17 protein-coding genes and 1 pseudogene are annotated in these 16,223 nt (G+C 38.6%); 7 read left to right on the top strand and 11 right to left on the bottom strand.

Annotated elements, in window-relative coordinates; all coding sequences use genetic code 11:
• Positions 1-119 precede the first annotated feature (119 nt).
• The 3 genes from OCV65_RS09360 to OCV65_RS09350 form a co-directional block, all read right to left on the bottom strand.
• On the bottom strand, positions 120-593 hold the full coding sequence (locus OCV65_RS09360) for a hypothetical protein (protein ID WP_055262222.1): 474 nt from the start codon (positions 591-593) through the stop codon (positions 120-122).
• Positions 594-650: 57 nt separating this feature from the next.
• A complete protein-coding gene (locus OCV65_RS09355) occupies positions 651-971 on the bottom strand; it encodes a helix-turn-helix domain-containing protein (RefSeq protein ID WP_013976760.1) in 321 nt (106 codons plus the stop codon).
• 124 nt (positions 972-1,095) lie between these two features.
• Positions 1,096-1,311: a hypothetical protein gene (locus tag OCV65_RS09350; RefSeq protein ID WP_015525605.1), complete on the bottom strand. Its 216-nt coding sequence runs from the start codon at positions 1,309-1,311 to the stop codon at positions 1,096-1,098.
• A gap of 225 nt (positions 1,312-1,536) precedes the next feature.
• On the opposite strand from OCV65_RS09350, the gene OCV65_RS09345 reads away from it, so the two are divergent.
• The 7 genes from OCV65_RS09345 to OCV65_RS09315 all read left to right on the top strand — a co-directional run bounded on the left by OCV65_RS09345 (position 1,537) and on the right by OCV65_RS09315 (position 8,804).
• Positions 1,537-1,926 (top strand): helix-turn-helix domain-containing protein, encoded by a 390-nt coding sequence (locus tag OCV65_RS09345; RefSeq protein ID WP_008374249.1) that lies wholly within the window; start codon positions 1,537-1,539, stop codon positions 1,924-1,926.
• 129 nt (positions 1,927-2,055) lie between these two features.
• Positions 2,056-3,909: a recombinase family protein gene (locus OCV65_RS09340; RefSeq protein WP_055145187.1), complete on the top strand. Its 1,854-nt coding sequence runs from the start codon at positions 2,056-2,058 to the stop codon at positions 3,907-3,909.
• The gene (locus OCV65_RS09335) at positions 3,906-4,694 is read left to right on the top strand and encodes a hypothetical protein (RefSeq protein WP_055262224.1); all 789 of its coding nucleotides are present in this window, start codon (positions 3,906-3,908) and stop codon (positions 4,692-4,694) included. Before OCV65_RS09340 ends, OCV65_RS09335 begins: the two co-directional genes overlap by 4 nt.
• Positions 4,654-5,070: a hypothetical protein gene (locus tag OCV65_RS09330; RefSeq protein ID WP_044999283.1), complete on the top strand. Its 417-nt coding sequence runs from the start codon at positions 4,654-4,656 to the stop codon at positions 5,068-5,070. Before OCV65_RS09335 ends, OCV65_RS09330 begins: the two co-directional genes overlap by 41 nt.
• Complete coding sequence (locus OCV65_RS09325; RefSeq protein ID WP_055145197.1) at positions 5,057-5,977, top strand: hypothetical protein; 921 nt, start codon at positions 5,057-5,059, stop codon at positions 5,975-5,977. The genes OCV65_RS09330 and OCV65_RS09325 overlap by 14 nt, the downstream gene beginning before the upstream one ends.
• 2 nt (positions 5,978-5,979) lie before the next feature.
• Positions 5,980-6,894 (top strand): DUF6551 family protein, encoded by a 915-nt coding sequence (locus OCV65_RS09320; protein ID WP_055155695.1) that lies wholly within the window; start codon positions 5,980-5,982, stop codon positions 6,892-6,894.
• A 701-nt stretch (positions 6,895-7,595) separates the two neighbouring features.
• On the top strand, positions 7,596-8,804 hold the full coding sequence (locus tag OCV65_RS09315; protein ID WP_055249025.1) for an IS110 family RNA-guided transposase: 1,209 nt from the start codon (positions 7,596-7,598) through the stop codon (positions 8,802-8,804).
• 171 nt (positions 8,805-8,975) lie between these two features.
• Here the strand turns inward: OCV65_RS09315 and OCV65_RS09310 are convergent.
• From OCV65_RS09310 to OCV65_RS09275, 8 genes and pseudogenes are all read right to left on the bottom strand, one after another.
• A pseudogene (locus OCV65_RS09310) lies at positions 8,976-9,830 on the bottom strand (CpaF family protein); the annotation flags it as partial.
• Positions 9,772-10,731, bottom strand: coding sequence for a P-loop NTPase family protein (locus OCV65_RS09305; protein WP_262581812.1), 960 nt, complete (start codon positions 10,729-10,731; stop codon positions 9,772-9,774). The gene OCV65_RS09305 and the pseudogene OCV65_RS09310, both read right to left, overlap by 59 nt.
• 252 nt (positions 10,732-10,983) lie before the next feature.
• Positions 10,984-11,193 carry a pro-sigmaK processing inhibitor BofA family protein gene (locus OCV65_RS09300; protein ID WP_118453207.1) on the bottom strand — a complete coding sequence of 70 codons (210 nt, stop codon included), beginning with the start codon at positions 11,191-11,193 and terminating at the stop codon, positions 10,984-10,986.
• A gap of 101 nt (positions 11,194-11,294) precedes the next feature.
• On the bottom strand, positions 11,295-11,783 hold the full coding sequence (locus OCV65_RS09295; RefSeq protein WP_118383262.1) for a deoxycytidylate deaminase: 489 nt from the start codon (positions 11,781-11,783) through the stop codon (positions 11,295-11,297).
• Between the two features lie 50 nt (positions 11,784-11,833).
• Positions 11,834-12,883 (bottom strand): L-threonylcarbamoyladenylate synthase, encoded by a 1,050-nt coding sequence (locus tag OCV65_RS09290; protein WP_262581811.1) that lies wholly within the window; start codon positions 12,881-12,883, stop codon positions 11,834-11,836.
• Between the two features lie 44 nt (positions 12,884-12,927).
• The gene (locus OCV65_RS09285; protein WP_262581810.1) at positions 12,928-13,611 is read right to left on the bottom strand and encodes an N-acetylmuramoyl-L-alanine amidase; all 684 of its coding nucleotides are present in this window, start codon (positions 13,609-13,611) and stop codon (positions 12,928-12,930) included.
• Positions 13,612-13,719: 108 nt separating this feature from the next.
• Positions 13,720-15,516: a glycosyl hydrolase family 18 protein gene (locus OCV65_RS09280; protein ID WP_262581809.1), complete on the bottom strand. Its 1,797-nt coding sequence runs from the start codon at positions 15,514-15,516 to the stop codon at positions 13,720-13,722.
• Positions 15,517-15,609: 93 nt separating this feature from the next.
• Positions 15,610-15,834, bottom strand: a complete 225-nt coding sequence (locus tag OCV65_RS09275) for a hypothetical protein (RefSeq protein WP_262581808.1) — start codon at positions 15,832-15,834, stop codon at positions 15,610-15,612.
• Between the last annotated feature and the right edge of the window lie 389 nt (positions 15,835-16,223).

Here is a 16,223-nt window from a genome sequence, read left to right as displayed (position 1 = left end):
TTCCTCCTAAATAATCGTACATTCACAAATCTTTCTCCGACTATTTTTACATATCATATCCACAGTATATCATAAAATTATTACAGAACAGCATTCATATATCATTATTTGTATTTTGTCTACACACAAGGAACTTCTACCGCCAAATCATAATAATATTGATACATGACCATGTTATCTTTTGCTTCTATATACACTCTCTGAGCTTCTTTCATCAAGTTATTCCAAATATCTTTCCATTCACTAGGAGCCGAATCTAAAAACCACATATTTTTAAATGACATTTCTATCGTCCCCCATAAATCATCTTCTTTACGCTCAGTTTTTATATTCATCTGCATATTTCGTGCAATTTCCAATGCATCTTTTTGTAAAAAAGTGAATTTCACTACTTTTTGAGGATCTGGAACTTTCTTAAAACAACGCATATGAGCTTCTGCCTTTTTTATAATTGTTTCCAATTGTTCATCATGCCATTTTTTATCCTCTAGTATCTCTTCTTCTGACATTTGCGCTTTTTCTGCATTAATTTCTCTTTGCATTTCTTCCAATTCACGCTGTGCAATATCATAATATTTCTTTTCAATCACCATAATCTCCCAACTCCATAAAAAAAGAAACAGTCAACATTTTCGTTACAACTGTTTCCTTTATTTTTGAAGTCCCCGGAGCATTTGTATCACTACATTCTGTTCTTTTTCATCAAGATTATTCCAAATATTCAAAACCTCTTGTTGTGATTCTGATAAGCTTACTGGAACATCCATTCCGGCAAAGAATTGTGCCATTGTTACTCCCAGTGCATCACATATCTTTTCTACAGTAGGCATAGTGGGTAAACTTTCTTTAGCAATAATTTTTCCAATCGAAGATTGAGATATACCAGTCAATTGTGACAGCCGATATTTACTCATATCACGTTTTTTACATAAAGCTATAATATTGTCCGCAATATAATCCTCTGTACGCAAGTAAATACACCTCTTTCCGATAGTAGTTACCTTAATTGTAACTAGAAATCCGAAAAAATATTAGAGATGTATCTTGCAAGTATTTACTAAGGGAAACAGTAGTATTAAAACAAAAAAAATAGAACTATATAAAGTTGTATTCCATTAATGTCAGCTTATTATCTAAATGCTCATATTCTCTTTGTATTTCTTCAATTTTATCATATAGTTTCAGCACTGTCGAACCCTTTATCATTTTATTTTCTTGGCACATCTGCCGGAATTTTTCTTTGTACTCCCGCAGTATTCTTCCTTTTTCCTCTAATTCCTCCAGTGTTTTAATTTCCTCTTTATCTGCCATGTATTTTCCTCTCAGACATAATTTTTAATACATAAATAATAACCTTTTTTTCGCTGTTGTTCAATTACAACTTATCGCCTTTTTCTCCCATCAATCGACAATCTTCTTTTTGCTATATACATATGATATACTTCTTTTTATACAACCAATTACTATTGTATAACTCACCATTTTTTCTATCTACAACACAAAAAAGTCAAGTTGTGATGGAAAGGAGGTGAGGACATGGAAATAAATTATGCACTTATAGGCAAACGTATAAGAGAAACCCGCAAACAACGAGGATTATCTGCCGAGGAGCTGGCTGAAATCGCTGATCTTTCTACTGTTTATATAAGCTATATAGAAAATGCCAAGCGTAAACCCAGTTTAGAATCTTTAATCAAAATTAGCAATGCCCTTGAAATTACTATTGATGAATTACTCTATGGAAACTTGTTATACAATCCTACGGAATATCAAACTGATATTGATTTATTAATGGCAGATTGTACCAGCACTGAAAAACGTTACATATTCGAGGTTCTTTCAGCCATAAAGAATATTTTACGAATCAATGATTGGCATCTATCCTCAAAACACAATTACGATGCTGATAACCCGAATGATTATTAAATCATTCAATAACAATCAAATATCTATTTCTACATAAACCATCTGTTAATCACTTAACTGATGGTTTATGTCTTTTTCAATCCAAAAATTCTATGATAGTTATATCAACTATAAAGGATGTCGCTATTGATGAAAGAAAGTGAAGAACGAAGCAGTAATATTGATGAACAGAAAGCCAGAATCCGGCAAAGATACAAAGGTATTGATCCAGAAGAACTGGAAGTAATTCCGGCACTTCCACCAGAGGATATTTTTAAAACAGAAAAAAAACTACGAGTAGCTGTATATGCAAGGGTATCTACGGATGATCCACGCCAAACATCCTCATATGAATTACAGAAAAATCATTATCAGGATGTAGTAAATAAAAATCCGAATTGGATGCTTGTCGAAATATATGCCGACGAAGGCATTTCAGGCACTTCGCTTCAACATAGAGATGCATTCAAAAAAATGATTGAAGATTGTGAAGCCGGAAAAATTGATTTAATCATAACAAAAAGTGTATCCCGATTTGCAAGAAACGTTGTTGACTGTATCCGATATGTACGAGAGCTTTCTTCACTCCGTCCACCCGTCGGTGTATTTTTTGAAACAGAGCATTTAAATACTCTTGATCCCAAAAGCGAAATGATTCTGTCATTCATGTCAACACTTGCACAGGAAGAAAGTCATACCAAAAGTGAAATTATGAATTCTTCCATTGAAATGCGTTTTCGTCGGGGAATATTCCTTACACCTCCTCTGCTCGGATATGACCAAGACGAAAATGGAGATCTTGTAATCAATCCACATGAAGCTAAAATTGTGCAGCTTATTTTTTATATGTATCTGAATGGAAGCAGTACTCAACAAATTGCTGATTCTTTGACAGAACTCGGTTGTAAAACAAAAAAGAATAATGATGTCTGGTCATCCAGTACCATACTACAAATCCTTCAAAATGAACGCCATTGTGGGGATGTTCTGGCGAGAAAAACATGGACTCCTAATTATCTTGACCATAAATCAAGGAAAAACAATCAAGACCGTAATCAATACAGAAAAGTCGGACATCACGAAGCTATTATCTCCCGAGATGATTTCATAGCTGTTCAAAAATTAATTACAAATGCGAAATATGGAAATAAAGAGATTTTACCAGAATTACATGTGATACAAGAAGGCTCTCTAAGTGGATTTATAAGCATTAATCCAAGATGGTCTGGATTTAAAGCTAGAGACTACTTTGAAGCATCTCAAAGCGTCCTTAAACCGGCAAATATGAATGTACCTGATACAATTACTGCTTCCGCCGGTTCCTTCGATTTAAGAGACTATGAAGTTGCCAGAGGACAATTTTTCTCCTCTGTTGGTCGGATTTCTGTTTCTTTTTCATATAAACAGATCTCTTTTAACAAAGATGCTATACGGAAATTTCCAAACATAAAATTTGTCGAACTGCTAATACACCCAAGCTCAAAACTACTTGCTATCCGACCATGTTCCTCTGAAACAAAAAATAAAGTGCAGTGGTCACGTCTCAAAGATGGTCAACTTATTCCAAAACCAATTTCCGGCGCTGCATTTTTGCCAACATTATACGAGATATTTAAATGGGACAAAAAATGCAAATATAGAATATTAGGAGTTGCCCACCAAAAAGGCAATGAAAATGTCCTTATTTTCAACATGGACGATACAGAAATACGAATACCGACAAGTACCAACGACGTATCCGCCCCCAATAACAACATGCCTGATACAATATCTGATTCTAAGAGTGTGTTAGCTTATCCTGCCGACTGGATGAATAGCTTCGGTAATAATTACTATACTCAGTCTCAAGCGCCAGAATTAACAGAATTTACAGCAGACAAAAACTGGCAGACTGCTTCAGAAAGTAAACCTTATAAAGAACCCGAGCTACAAACCACTCCCAAAGAAACCATTATACAAAATATAAAGAATATTATTACAGAAATTAAAGGAGACACCCAATGAGCGAGCAACCTATAAATCAATGGAATATGACTACAGAACCTTCTGATATGATGAAAATCAACACACCTATGCCAATAACAGTCGCGCCCAGCCCCTCAAATCAAATGGAAGTCATTGACGATGATTCTTTCAGCTATGACGGTTATCAAGTTGTACGTGGCGAATTCTTCGCTCATATTTACGAACCTTCGTTTACGTTTAATAACTACAAGGTATCTGTAAATACCGCCTGCATAAAAAATCTACCCGATGTCGAATATGTGCAAATATTAGTCAATTCCATTGAAAAAAAACTGGCTGTCCGTCCCTGTCGAGAAGAAGAAAAAGACTCTTTTCGTTGGTGTTCCTCTGGAAAAAAGCGTTCGCCAAAACAAATCACCTGTCGAATTTTCTTTGCTAAAGTGATATCTCTCATGGACTGGAATCCTAATTATCGGTACAAGATTCTCGGCAAACTAATTCGTTCTGGCAATGAAATACTGTTCATTTTCGATTTAACTTCACCTGAAATATTTCCTCGTACTCTAAAAGACAATGGAACTGTAACCACTGCTAGGACACCTTCTTATCCTGAAGAATGGAAGAATCAGTTCGGTATTCCAGTGGAAGAACATCAAAAATCAATGCAAGTCAATATATTTGAAGGCTACGCAGTATTTGACATACAAGAAAAGAAGAAGGCAACTGATAAATCCATAGAAAAAGCAAAAGAACCATCAACAGCAGAAAGTGAGGAAAAATCCTATGAACAACAAACACTCTTCCCATCCACTAATATGTATTGACTTTAAAAAGAATCGTATACGAATCCACCGCAATACACTCCGTCAAATTGGTAACCCAGAATATATTCAACTTCTTGTTAATCCTGATCAAAAAATGATAGGTATAAAGGCTAGTTGTGCGGAGGATAAATTGGCACATAAAGTTAAGGATTATTTTGTCATCAATGGTAACAGTTATGAATTGTACAGCCGAGAATTACTATATTCACTTTCCCAACTTAACCTTTCTTGGGAGAAATTTAACATTTTTCGTTTAGAAGGCAATATTTACCCAGATAAAAAAATAGCTCTATTTTCCATGGATAACATCATCACAAAACTGCCACAAACAGAATTCAAATCAGAAATAATGGGAGATGAGTATGCGCAATTATAGTATATATACATTAAAAACAAAACTAGAATTCACCAATTTGTATCAATATCTCAGTGAAAAAGATTATAAACAACTTGAACAACAGATATTATGTCATTCCTATCACACCCCCATCTGCACATGGAATGGTATTGTCATTAATGGTATAGAAGCATATGAATTATTTCGTAAACACAGTATTCCTTTCCGAATAAAAAGACTCCATTTTTCCAGTAAAGAAGATGTAATTTCATGGATATGTACTGACCAACTTAAACGAGAGGATTTAACCAATATCAATAAAAAATACCTGATTGGGAAAAAATATGATGCTGAAAAAATTATAGTTTCAAGACAACTTTCATCTACGAATAAATCTCATATTTCCGGTGCAAGCATCGCAGCAAAAAAAATATCCGAAGAATGTAATGTAGCAATGGCTACCGTTTACAAATATTCTGCTTACAGTAGTGCACTAGATATAATTGATGAAAAAGTTCCGGATTTTGTCAAACGAGTTCGTTCTGGTCAACTCTGGATTTCCCAAGCTAATATTATTGAGCTTTCAGGATTACCAAAAGAGCAACTTTTAAGTCTAAATAACTACCTTCTTGCCGAAAAGATAGAACATCTCAGTTATCATGATATGAAAAGGGAATTACTATGGAATAATTACGCCAAACCGATGTTAAGGAAAGAATCTTCCGTTTCTATTCCTTCAATACGCAACCTGCCACAATTTGATCCAGATGCGGAAATTGCAAGTCTTACATTGACGATTCCCTCGTGGAACAGTTCTATCGAAAGAGTATTAAAAGTTTCAGATTTTAAAATTGCATCTGATACAGCAAAATATAAGCTTAAATATCAGCTTATGTGTCTAATATCAACCACAAATAATATTTTAAAAAAATTGGAGGAAATATAATTATGGATGGAAATACCGAAGATTTACAAAAGTTTGTTCCCCAAGTGCATTTTGAGCAAATACCTATTAAAAATTTATGTTCAAATCAAGATTATCAACGTAATCTTTCCATCAAACACGTTCAGCGTGCTGCAGCTAATTTTGATCTTTATCAGATAAACCCTGTAAAAGTAAGTAGACGTGATGGGATAAATTATGTGTTCAACGGACAACACACTATAGAGATTGTTGCTCTCGTCTCTGGATCAAGAGAAACTCCTGTCTGGTGTATGGTTTATGATGATCTTGTTTACACCCAAGAAGCAGATATTTTTGCAAATCAGATGAAATATGTCAAATCGTTATTACCTTATGAAATATTCATGGCTAATATTGAAGCTGGTAATGATAGAGAACTTATTATTCGTGACCTTGTTGAATCATATGATCTCACTATTACTTCTTCCTCTCGCCCCGGAGGTATATGTGCTGTATCCACTTTAATTAATATCTATGAAAAATATGGTTTTCACACTCTTGATCGTGTTTTACGCCTTTGTGTTGCCACATGGGAAGGTGCGCCTATGTCCTTTAGTTCCAATATGCTTAATGCTATTGCCCGTCTGGATAATGCTTATGGAGAAACAATGAAAGATGACACCTTCAAAGAAAAAGTTGGGCGTGTCTCTGTCAGAGAAATCAGTCGTACTGCCAGAGAACGTCGTGCCGGTTCATTAGGATTCGCAGAAGCTCTTTTACTAGAATACAATAAAAAATCCAAGTATTCACTTCCTTTTGAGAAATTATACACTCATAAAACACCCAAAAAAAGAGAACCATCAACTGAAGATGAATCCGGTCAAAGTTCCACTCCAGAAGGTCAGTTAGATTTATTTTCTACGGATCAAGAGAATACTCAGGCTCTGCCAAACGAATAGCGCAGAGCCCTTCAGCCTTTAATTCTATCCATACTTTCAAAAGAACACCCTGCTTTAAGGCTCTCTTTCATGCAATCACTATTTTATCTTATCCCAAATTCATCAACCGCTCCATCCGCCACCTTATATATGAATACCCATTCCAAATATTTGCTTTTACCGGATACTCTTTCCTGTAAACAAATACAGTGTGATATTTAACAAAATGTATTCTACACCAATTATGTATATCTTTCATATATATGTTATTTATACCATTCATCCACTGTTCTAAAGCCCATATGTCTTTATCTGACACTAACTCCATTATGAACAGTACATTATAATATTGAATGACACCTACTCTCTTCCTTTCCTCTATTAACCTTTTACACAATAACCTATACTTAATGTTCATATCGTTCCTATGCCCCTCCCTCTAATCTACTACAATATGTTTATGGTTAATATCCCTTACAGCCAGTAAGGAATTATCCATCTTGTTGCTTAAGCTGTATAATGATGGAGCAATCGGTATATCGTCTTCCAATCTTGGACTTCGCGTCCGTAAATTAGACTGATAACCAGCTCCTCATTCGCAGCGTTCGTTTTATGCAGGTTGAATCGCCATAGGTGCATTCGCGTCACACCACAGTAGATTGAATAGGCAATGAGTAAAACTGGTATTTATCCATTGCAATAATCTTAAGGAGTGACAATTTATGAACGCAGTAGGTATCGATGTTTCAAAAGGTAAGAGTATGGTTGCTATCATGCGACCTTTCGGTGAAATTGTTTCCGCACCTTTCGAAATCAAACACACAGCCAGTGATATCCATTCACTTGTAGAACTCATCAACTCTGTTGAAGGGGAGTCCCGAATCGTGATGGAGCACACAGGACGTTATTATGAAGTCCTCGCCCATCAGCTTTCAAAGGCAAATCTTTTCGTCAGTGCCATTAACCCAAAACTTATCAAAGACTTTGATAATGATTCTCTTCGTAAAGTGAAATCTGATAAAGCGGATTCTGTTAAGATTGCCCGATATGCTCTTGACAAATGGCAAAATCTTAAACAGTATAATGTTATGGATGAATTACGCAATCAGCTCAAAACCATGAACCGTCAGTTCGGCTTTTACATGAAGCACAAGACGGCTATGAAAAATAATCTTATCGGCATCCTTGACCAAACCTATCCTGGTGTTAATACTTACTTTGACAGTCCTGCACGCAGTGACGGCAGCCAGAAATGGGTTGATTTTGCATCTACATACTGGCATGTGGACTGTGTCCGTAAAATGTCTCTGAATGCCTTTATCGACCATTATCAAAACTGGTGCAAACGTAAGAAGTACAACTTCAGCCAATCCAAAGCTGAGGAAATCTATGGAAAAGCAAAGGAACTTGTTCCTGTACTTCCTAAGGATGACATTACAAAGCTTATTATCAAGCAGGCTGTAAACCAGCTTAACAGTGCTTCTACAACCGTTGAATCACTACGCACACTTATGAATGAAACTGCATCCAAACTCCCAGAGTATCCTATTGTTATGGCGATGAAAGGGGTTGGTGCTTCGCTTGGTCCTCAATTGATGGCTGAGATTGGTGATGTTTCCCGTTTTACCCATAAAGGTGCTATTACTGCTTTTGCCGGTGTAGATCCTGGTGTTAATGAATCGGGAAGTTATGAACAAAAAAGTGTTCCAACTTCAAAACGAGGCTCATCTGATCTTAGAAAGACTTTATTTCAGGTAATGGATGTCTTAATAAAAACACACCCACAGGATGATCCTGTGTATCAGTTCATAGATAAGAAACGGGCACAAGGCAAGCCTTATTATGTCTATATGACTGCAGGTGCCAACAAGTTTCTAAGAATCTATTACGGACGAGTGAAAGAATATCTTTCATCTCTTCCAGAATCCTAATCATCATTATAATTCTCAGACCAGCACTGGTGTGGTGGTCTTATTTTGATACCTAATTTTCAACCTGTATAAAATTTTCAATGTTCTTCAATTTAGCCTTGACTTTTTATTTGCAGGCTATATTTTCCATCCTTATATACGTTATATATATAATTATTATATAGTACATATAATCGCCTGCAGCATATCAATGGTCTCAGGTCCGCGGACCTCTCCGACAATGATGCGATTAGGACGCATACGAAGTGCCGAGCGTATCAGCTCACGAATTGTGATCTCGCCAATGCCTTCCACATTGGCATTCCTGGCTTCAAGCCGCACAAGATTCGGAACATCCAGTATCTGCAATTCTGCGTTGTCCTCGATCGTAATGAGACGTTCTTCCTTTGGAATATATTGAGAGAGTGCATTCAAAAGTGTCGTCTTACCGGAGCCGGTTCCTCCGCTGATAAATATGTTATATCCGGACACAACCAGTTTTTTCAGCACTCCTGCTACTTCCTCGCTCAGAGCCTCCAATTCTACCAGCCTGTCCATCGTAATCTGTTCTTTCGGAAACTTACGAATCGTAACTACCGGTCCATTCAACGCCACCGGATACAGCACCACATTAACACGCGAGCCGTCAGCAAGTCTGGTATCTACGATCGGCGATGCCTCATTTACCAGACGGTTCGTCCCAGCCACAATCTGCTGAATCACATCATCCAGTTTGTCCCGAGATACAAAATGCCTGTCCGTCAGATACAGCCGTCCATGCTTTTCTACAAATATATTCTGCACTCCATTAATCATAACCTCTGTAATCTCATCATCCTCAATCAACTCCTGCAGCAAATCCAGCTTGCGAAACGCATTGAAAAGCTCCTTCCCAAGTCTTGCCTTTTCTTCCAACGGAATATATTCCACCGCACTTTCTTCTTCCAGCACACAAAATATCAGTTCCTGTAATTCTTCATCCTCTACTTCACGAGACAGATCCAGCCGCCCCAGTATTTTTGTTTTTAATGCTTCTTCTGACGTCACAGCGAATCATCCTTTCCCATAAACTGCCGTACCCATGTCGGCAAAGTGTTTCCTCGTACTGACAGAGCTTGGAAACAGCCAGCCTGTCTCCGGAAGTCATCATATAGACCTGGTCACAACTTTGTAAAATATCAAAGATTCCCTGAATACAGTCACCTATATCCAGAATCAACACATCGTAAATACTTCGTTCCAATATTTCCCGAAGCAGCCATAGCCATTCCTCTGTTGTCACTGTTTTCAGATCCTCTGGGTACGTCACCGGAGGAATATAATCCATCCCAGACATCTGCTGTACCAACGTAGTTATTAAGAGTCCCGGATTACCGATCTCCTGTTTTGCATAATACAGAAGCATCGACAGATTCCTTTCCTTTTCGTCTGCAAAGTGACCACCTATTCCGGCATATGGTTCCATATTCAGATACAGAACATTCGATTTCTTCGCAAGCTGTATACCATGCTTAATCGCCTGTGAGGTCTGTCCCAGTCTACGTATCGGGCTATAATATCCGATCAGCTGACCTCTGTTCTTTTTTCTCACAGCCCACAGATCTCCCATTCCACTCGCAGTCAATCCATCAACCAGACATGTATAGATGGCATCTGCTGACTGATAACGGTAGATCCGGGGCTTATGATCCGGAGGTGCACTTGTCTCAAAGACCGACAGATACATCACTTCCGGGATTGCATCCAATACTCCTTCCGTGAATTTCATATTTTCATCTGCCAGCAGAATATCAATCTTCGTATCCCGCCTCATTGACAGTACCTGCTCCGGGCTCTCACAGATCTTTACCTGTAATGACAGGTCTCTTTTCCCACCAAGGTACTCGGCAAGACGAGCAGCATATTCCGTTTCTGCATCGCAAATGACTAATTTTTTTCCACTCACCATCATCCTCCCTCCTTAAATTAATTTACATAAAGTATTTCTTTTTAGACTTTTCCTCCTTCTGTACTTTTCCATTTTTCAGTTACTTCTGTTTTGATTTCTGATCGACCTGATCAGATCACGAAACATAATCAGATTTTTCAACTAGATTCAACAACTCAGATACAAGTTTATGTAACTTGTAAGATGTATTATATTCTTACTTTTCGTAAAAGTCCACCACTTTTTTAAGAATATGTAAACATTGTATATTTTTCACAAAATGTGATATACGGAAATACCATAAAGCAACGCAACCCCAGGAATTCCAAGGGTTCCGCTTGTCAAAAAGCTAAATAGATTCATTCCAACCGCAACATTTATCCCCTGATAAGCAAGAAATTCATTTACAAAGAAAATCATACATACACCGACAAATGCACGCACAAAAAAGTTTACGATAAATCCCGGACGTTTTTCAGACATATATCCTTCTCCATTTCTGTTTTTATTACAGATATATGCTTCCCATACAAAAAAAAGAATGCATCCGCAGACACATTCTTTCTATCACATTCATTATTTACTTATAATTCTATCTCAATCTTTCTTCCCGACCGCTGATACTGATGGTATTTCACGCCCGCCGCATCAAACATCATCATAGACGCCTGCACCCTGCTGCTGCCATCGTATTTGTTGCAGTCATAAATGACCTCTTTAATTCCGCTCTGAATAATTGCCTTGGCACATTCATTGCAAGGGAACAGAGATACATATAATTTCGAGCCTTCCAGACTTCCGCCACGATAATTCAGGATTGCATTCAATTCACTGTGCACCGTGTAGAAATACTTGGTCTTTAGATCATCTTCCCCTTCCCTGACCCATGGAAACATGTCATCAGAACAACCTATCGGGAATCCGTTATAGCCCATAGATAAAATCTTATTATCCTGACTGACAATACAGCATCCCACCTGTGTATTCGGATCTTTCGAACGACTGGCCGACAGCTTGGCAACTCCCATAAAATACTCGTCCCAGCTGATATAGTCTTCTCTTTTCGTACTCATTACGCACCTCCGTTATCTCTATGTTATCTATAATTTTCTCTATACAGGCTCTATACATGAATTACCTGATGACCTGCCGCCTTCAACAGCCGGTTCATGATCGCGCTTCCAATGCCTTCTTCCTGAAATGCTTCACTATAAATCACATGGACTCCGTCTGAATCAAATTCACGCAGAACGCCGAACAGACCTGCCGCTATCGTGCGTTCATCCGCCCTCGTTCCAATACACTTAACATCGCCTGCCTGATATTGTTCCATCGTCTCAGCCGTTGCGATAATACCCGCCCGCATTCCATTTGCTACATGTTCTGCTGTCCGTTCATTAATATAGTTTACCACTGCGTCTGTGTCACCCTCTACAACCGTAAGCTGTGCCTTTGGTGCATAATGACGATACTTCATGCCCGGAGCTTTTGGTACTTCTTTACTGTCTGGCTTGATCAATGTATGATCTACTGCAACCGTTCCAACTACACCCTCAAACATTTCTTTGGTAATTGCTCCCGGTCTCAAAATCATCGGTGGATCTACGGTCACATCCAGAATCGAAGATTCCACTCCGATATCCACCGGTCCACCATCCACGATCATATCAATCTTACCAGTCAGATCTTCTTCCACATGCTGTGCAGTCGTCGGGCTCGGTCTTCCTGAAGTATTAGCACTTGGTGCGGAAATGTATCCACCGCCAGCCAATATGAGATCTCTCGCTATCGGATGATCTGGCATACGAACCGCCACGGTATCCAGTCCACCGGTTGTTCCATGCGGCACCAGGTCACTCTTCTGAAATATCATCGTAAGCGGTCCCGGCCAGTACTTCTCTGCTACTTTTTTCGCTGCTTCCGGAATCTCTGTCACGATCTTCGGCAGATCCTTCATATCTGCAATATGCACGATCAGCGGATTGTCCGATGGTCTTCCTTTTGCGGCATAAGTCTTCATAGCCGCCTCTTCATCTAATGCATTGGCACCCAGTCCATATACTGTCTCTGTCGGGAATGCAACAAGTCCGCCTTTTTTCAAAATATCTCCGGCCTGGCAAATGATATCTGCTTCCGGATGTTCTTTATTTACTTTCCTAATTATTGTCTTCATTCGTTTCTCTCGCTTTCTTAACCCTCAGTATAACACGCTTTTTTTTATTTTTCCATATAAGCCTTTATTCCTGCCACAATCGCTTCTGCGACTTTTTTTTGATACTCCTCCTGCTTTAATAAGCCAGCCTCTTCTGCGTTGGTTAAGAATCCACACTCTACAATAATTGTAGGACTTTCCGTTCGTTTCAGCAGATAATATGTATCATTTGCTTTCGCCTTTCTATGATTCGTATCATCCAATACCAGCAAAGATTCCTGCATGATTTCTGCTGCCTTCTTTCCTTCCCCTGAATGCGTATAATAAAACACCTGTGCTCCTTTAATCTCTTCCTGTGGATAGCTGTTCTGATGAATGCTGACCGTCAGCAATGGTTTCTCTTTGTTAATCTGCTCTACTCTCATTTTCATATCACCGATTTTAGTTTTTTCTCCACTATCTTCTGACAGCATCTCATCCTTTTCTCTGGTCATTACAACTTCAATTTTTTCCTTTTCCAATAACTCTTCCACATATTGCGCGATTGCCAGGTTCACTTCCTTTTCTTCCAATCCATTAATTCCGATCTTTCCGGGATCAGAACCCCCATGCCCGGCATCCACAACCACTTTATTTCCAGCGACATCTTTTACGTTGTCACTCGCCGCATATCTGCTTACTTTTCTGCTGGCAAATATCAGCCCAGCTAACAATAATACTGTAATCATCAATTCTATTTTCTGACGCAAAAAAATATCCTCCGATGGCTTATATCAATTAAATATATGCCTCTCGGAGGATATCTATTCATTTCCACTTACCTGTTAATATCAGACCTTACTTTCTTAGCTCTGATATCAGTTCACATACTTAAGGATTACATCCCAGATATCAGATGTCTCTTGTCCCAGACGCCATGCGGCCGAACCCGCCAGATTGTAATCTTTGATAAGCTGCAGCTTAGGTGCCAGCGATTCCGCATCTTCCAGCCATACTTCATAAGTACTTCCGTCAGCTTCCCAGGTCGCATAATTCTGTTTGGTCTTATCATCCCATTCAGCAGTGACGCCAACCTGCTCTACTACGGTCTGTGCTTCTGCCATACCGTACGCTGTACTTTCTACATTCATAGTATAGTCTTCATTATCCGTCCCTTTTGCTTTTGCCAGTTCCGCATCGGTCTTCGGCGTCTCTTTCCACACTCTCGTAAAGAATGGGATACCACTGATCACCTTCTCTGACGGAACTTCTTTGACCGTCTGTTCTACACCATTTTTCACATAATCATAAGATGCCACAGATCCGGCTTCCGGTGAGCCGCCATAATGCTCATCATATCCCATGATGACTACATAGTCTGCAAATACACCCTGCTCTTTTCTGTGATACTGCTGATTATATGCCTGTGGTACATAGTTATCCACAGAGAGCACCAGCCCATTCTGACGACACTTTACAGACAATTCGCGAATAAACTGAATGTAATGTTCGCCACACTTCTCTGAAATCTTCTCAAAATCTACATTAATACCATCAATGCCCGTCGACAACGCTGTTGAGATCAGCTGATTAATGAGATTCGTTCTGCTTGACGTATGACTGAGCAGTTCATAGGATTCATCATATGAATCAATGCCTCCGTCAAAATCACGGATTGCGGCCCATACTTCAATATTAGCCTGATGTGCATAGTTCACAACTTCTGTACTGGCAATAGATTCCAGATCACCATCTGTATCTGCCACATGGAACCATGTCGGTGATAATGTAGTAAGTCCTTTTGTCTGTGCAATCAACTGCAGAATGCCGCTGTTAGCATCCGAATTAGTCACATTACTCCAGGCCATATTGATCGTATAATCTTTGGAAATATTCGTATATTCCGGTTCTTTAAAGTCTCTGGAAATCTTTTCTTTTGTAACATCCTTCAACGATCTCTTGGCAATGTATCCAATAAATCCATCTTCTGTACGAACTTTCTTCCAGTCACCTTCGTCCTCGATCACGCGTACCTTGTCGTTCTTCTTTACTTCTGTAAGGATCGGGCTCTTCACACCACCCTGATACCGTACCTGTGTGTCACGTTTTACCTGAGCCACATCAACACTTCCAGTCTCGGTATTCACCATTACACGACTCGGCTTATCGTATACTTCAAAATCCATATTCGTATACTGCTTAACAAAATCAAGTGCAACATAAGCTGTACTTCCTTCAGCCTTTACAATGACATACTCTTCGCTGTTCTTCTCTTTTCCAACAGAATAATCCTTGCTTCCCACGCCAACAGATACTACTCCATTCGGCAATGTATACAGCAACGTATTCTCATTCGGATCCCAGTAGAATCTTTCATTGATATAATCCCGTACGACGGAATATTCCACATACGCCTTACCGTCCGTAATCATCCCTTTCGAATCTATGATCTGATTATTCACAACAATAGCAAGCTGATTATCATTTTCAACCCCATAATATTTATTCAAATCAGCAGTCTCTTTCGATGGTCCATACTTCTTCCATAATAAAAGCGCTGCAATAGTACCTACTATTAATATGATCAGAATAATCATCTTCAGTAACAGATTACGCTTACGTCTACGGCGTGTCTGTCTCCTTCCCCGTCGTCGTCTTCTTCTCCTCTGATCCATAATCTACCTCCCTGTTATCTTTTTTCATTATACCAACAAAAAACCGGAGCGTCATTATATATTTCGACATTTTATGAATTAGTTAGAGGGTATTTACATTTCCTTATTAGTAATCTGATGAAAATACAATTCTTTAATGTCACCATTTTCATTAAGCACATAATCCCGCATATATCCCGTATTTTCCCGCAGCATATGTGCACGCACGATCTGTGTCGGACTTGCCGGGCTGCCTTCCATTTCCATATAGACTCCCTGCTTCTCATATTGATACAGTTCATTGAAAAGCTTCTGATATTCTTTTTCTTCTGATGTCATGGGTTCCTCCCTCAATGCATCGACTCCCAGCGCAGGACTACGTATAAATAAATGACCGGATGTGCATTGTGATATATTGCCGGTACAGAAAATACGATACACTGCATATAATATTATTAGGCATGGATATGTTGTTGAAAAATCTCTGATGTTTTGAAAATTCGAATACTGATTATAATCTGATTTGTTGAAAGTACTCCTGTCTGGGAATACTATTTTCTGTACGGCTATTATAAATGATTTCTTATGTCTACGCAAGACTATTTTTAGATTATTGGTGTAAAGAAATTGTTAGTTGAATAAAGAAAATAAAAATGAGAGTAATCACTTTCTAAGGTATAATGGTTTCGACGAAAAAAACATATATCAAAGGAGGATTACTCTCATGG

The sequence above is a fragment of the Dorea ammoniilytica genome, from assembly GCF_025567415.1.
Taxonomy (GTDB): Bacteria; Bacillota; Clostridia; order Lachnospirales; family Lachnospiraceae; genus Claveliimonas; species Claveliimonas ammoniilytica.
The sequence above is the reverse complement of the archived record's forward strand: the minus strand, read 5'-3'. Positions and strand labels throughout refer to the sequence as shown.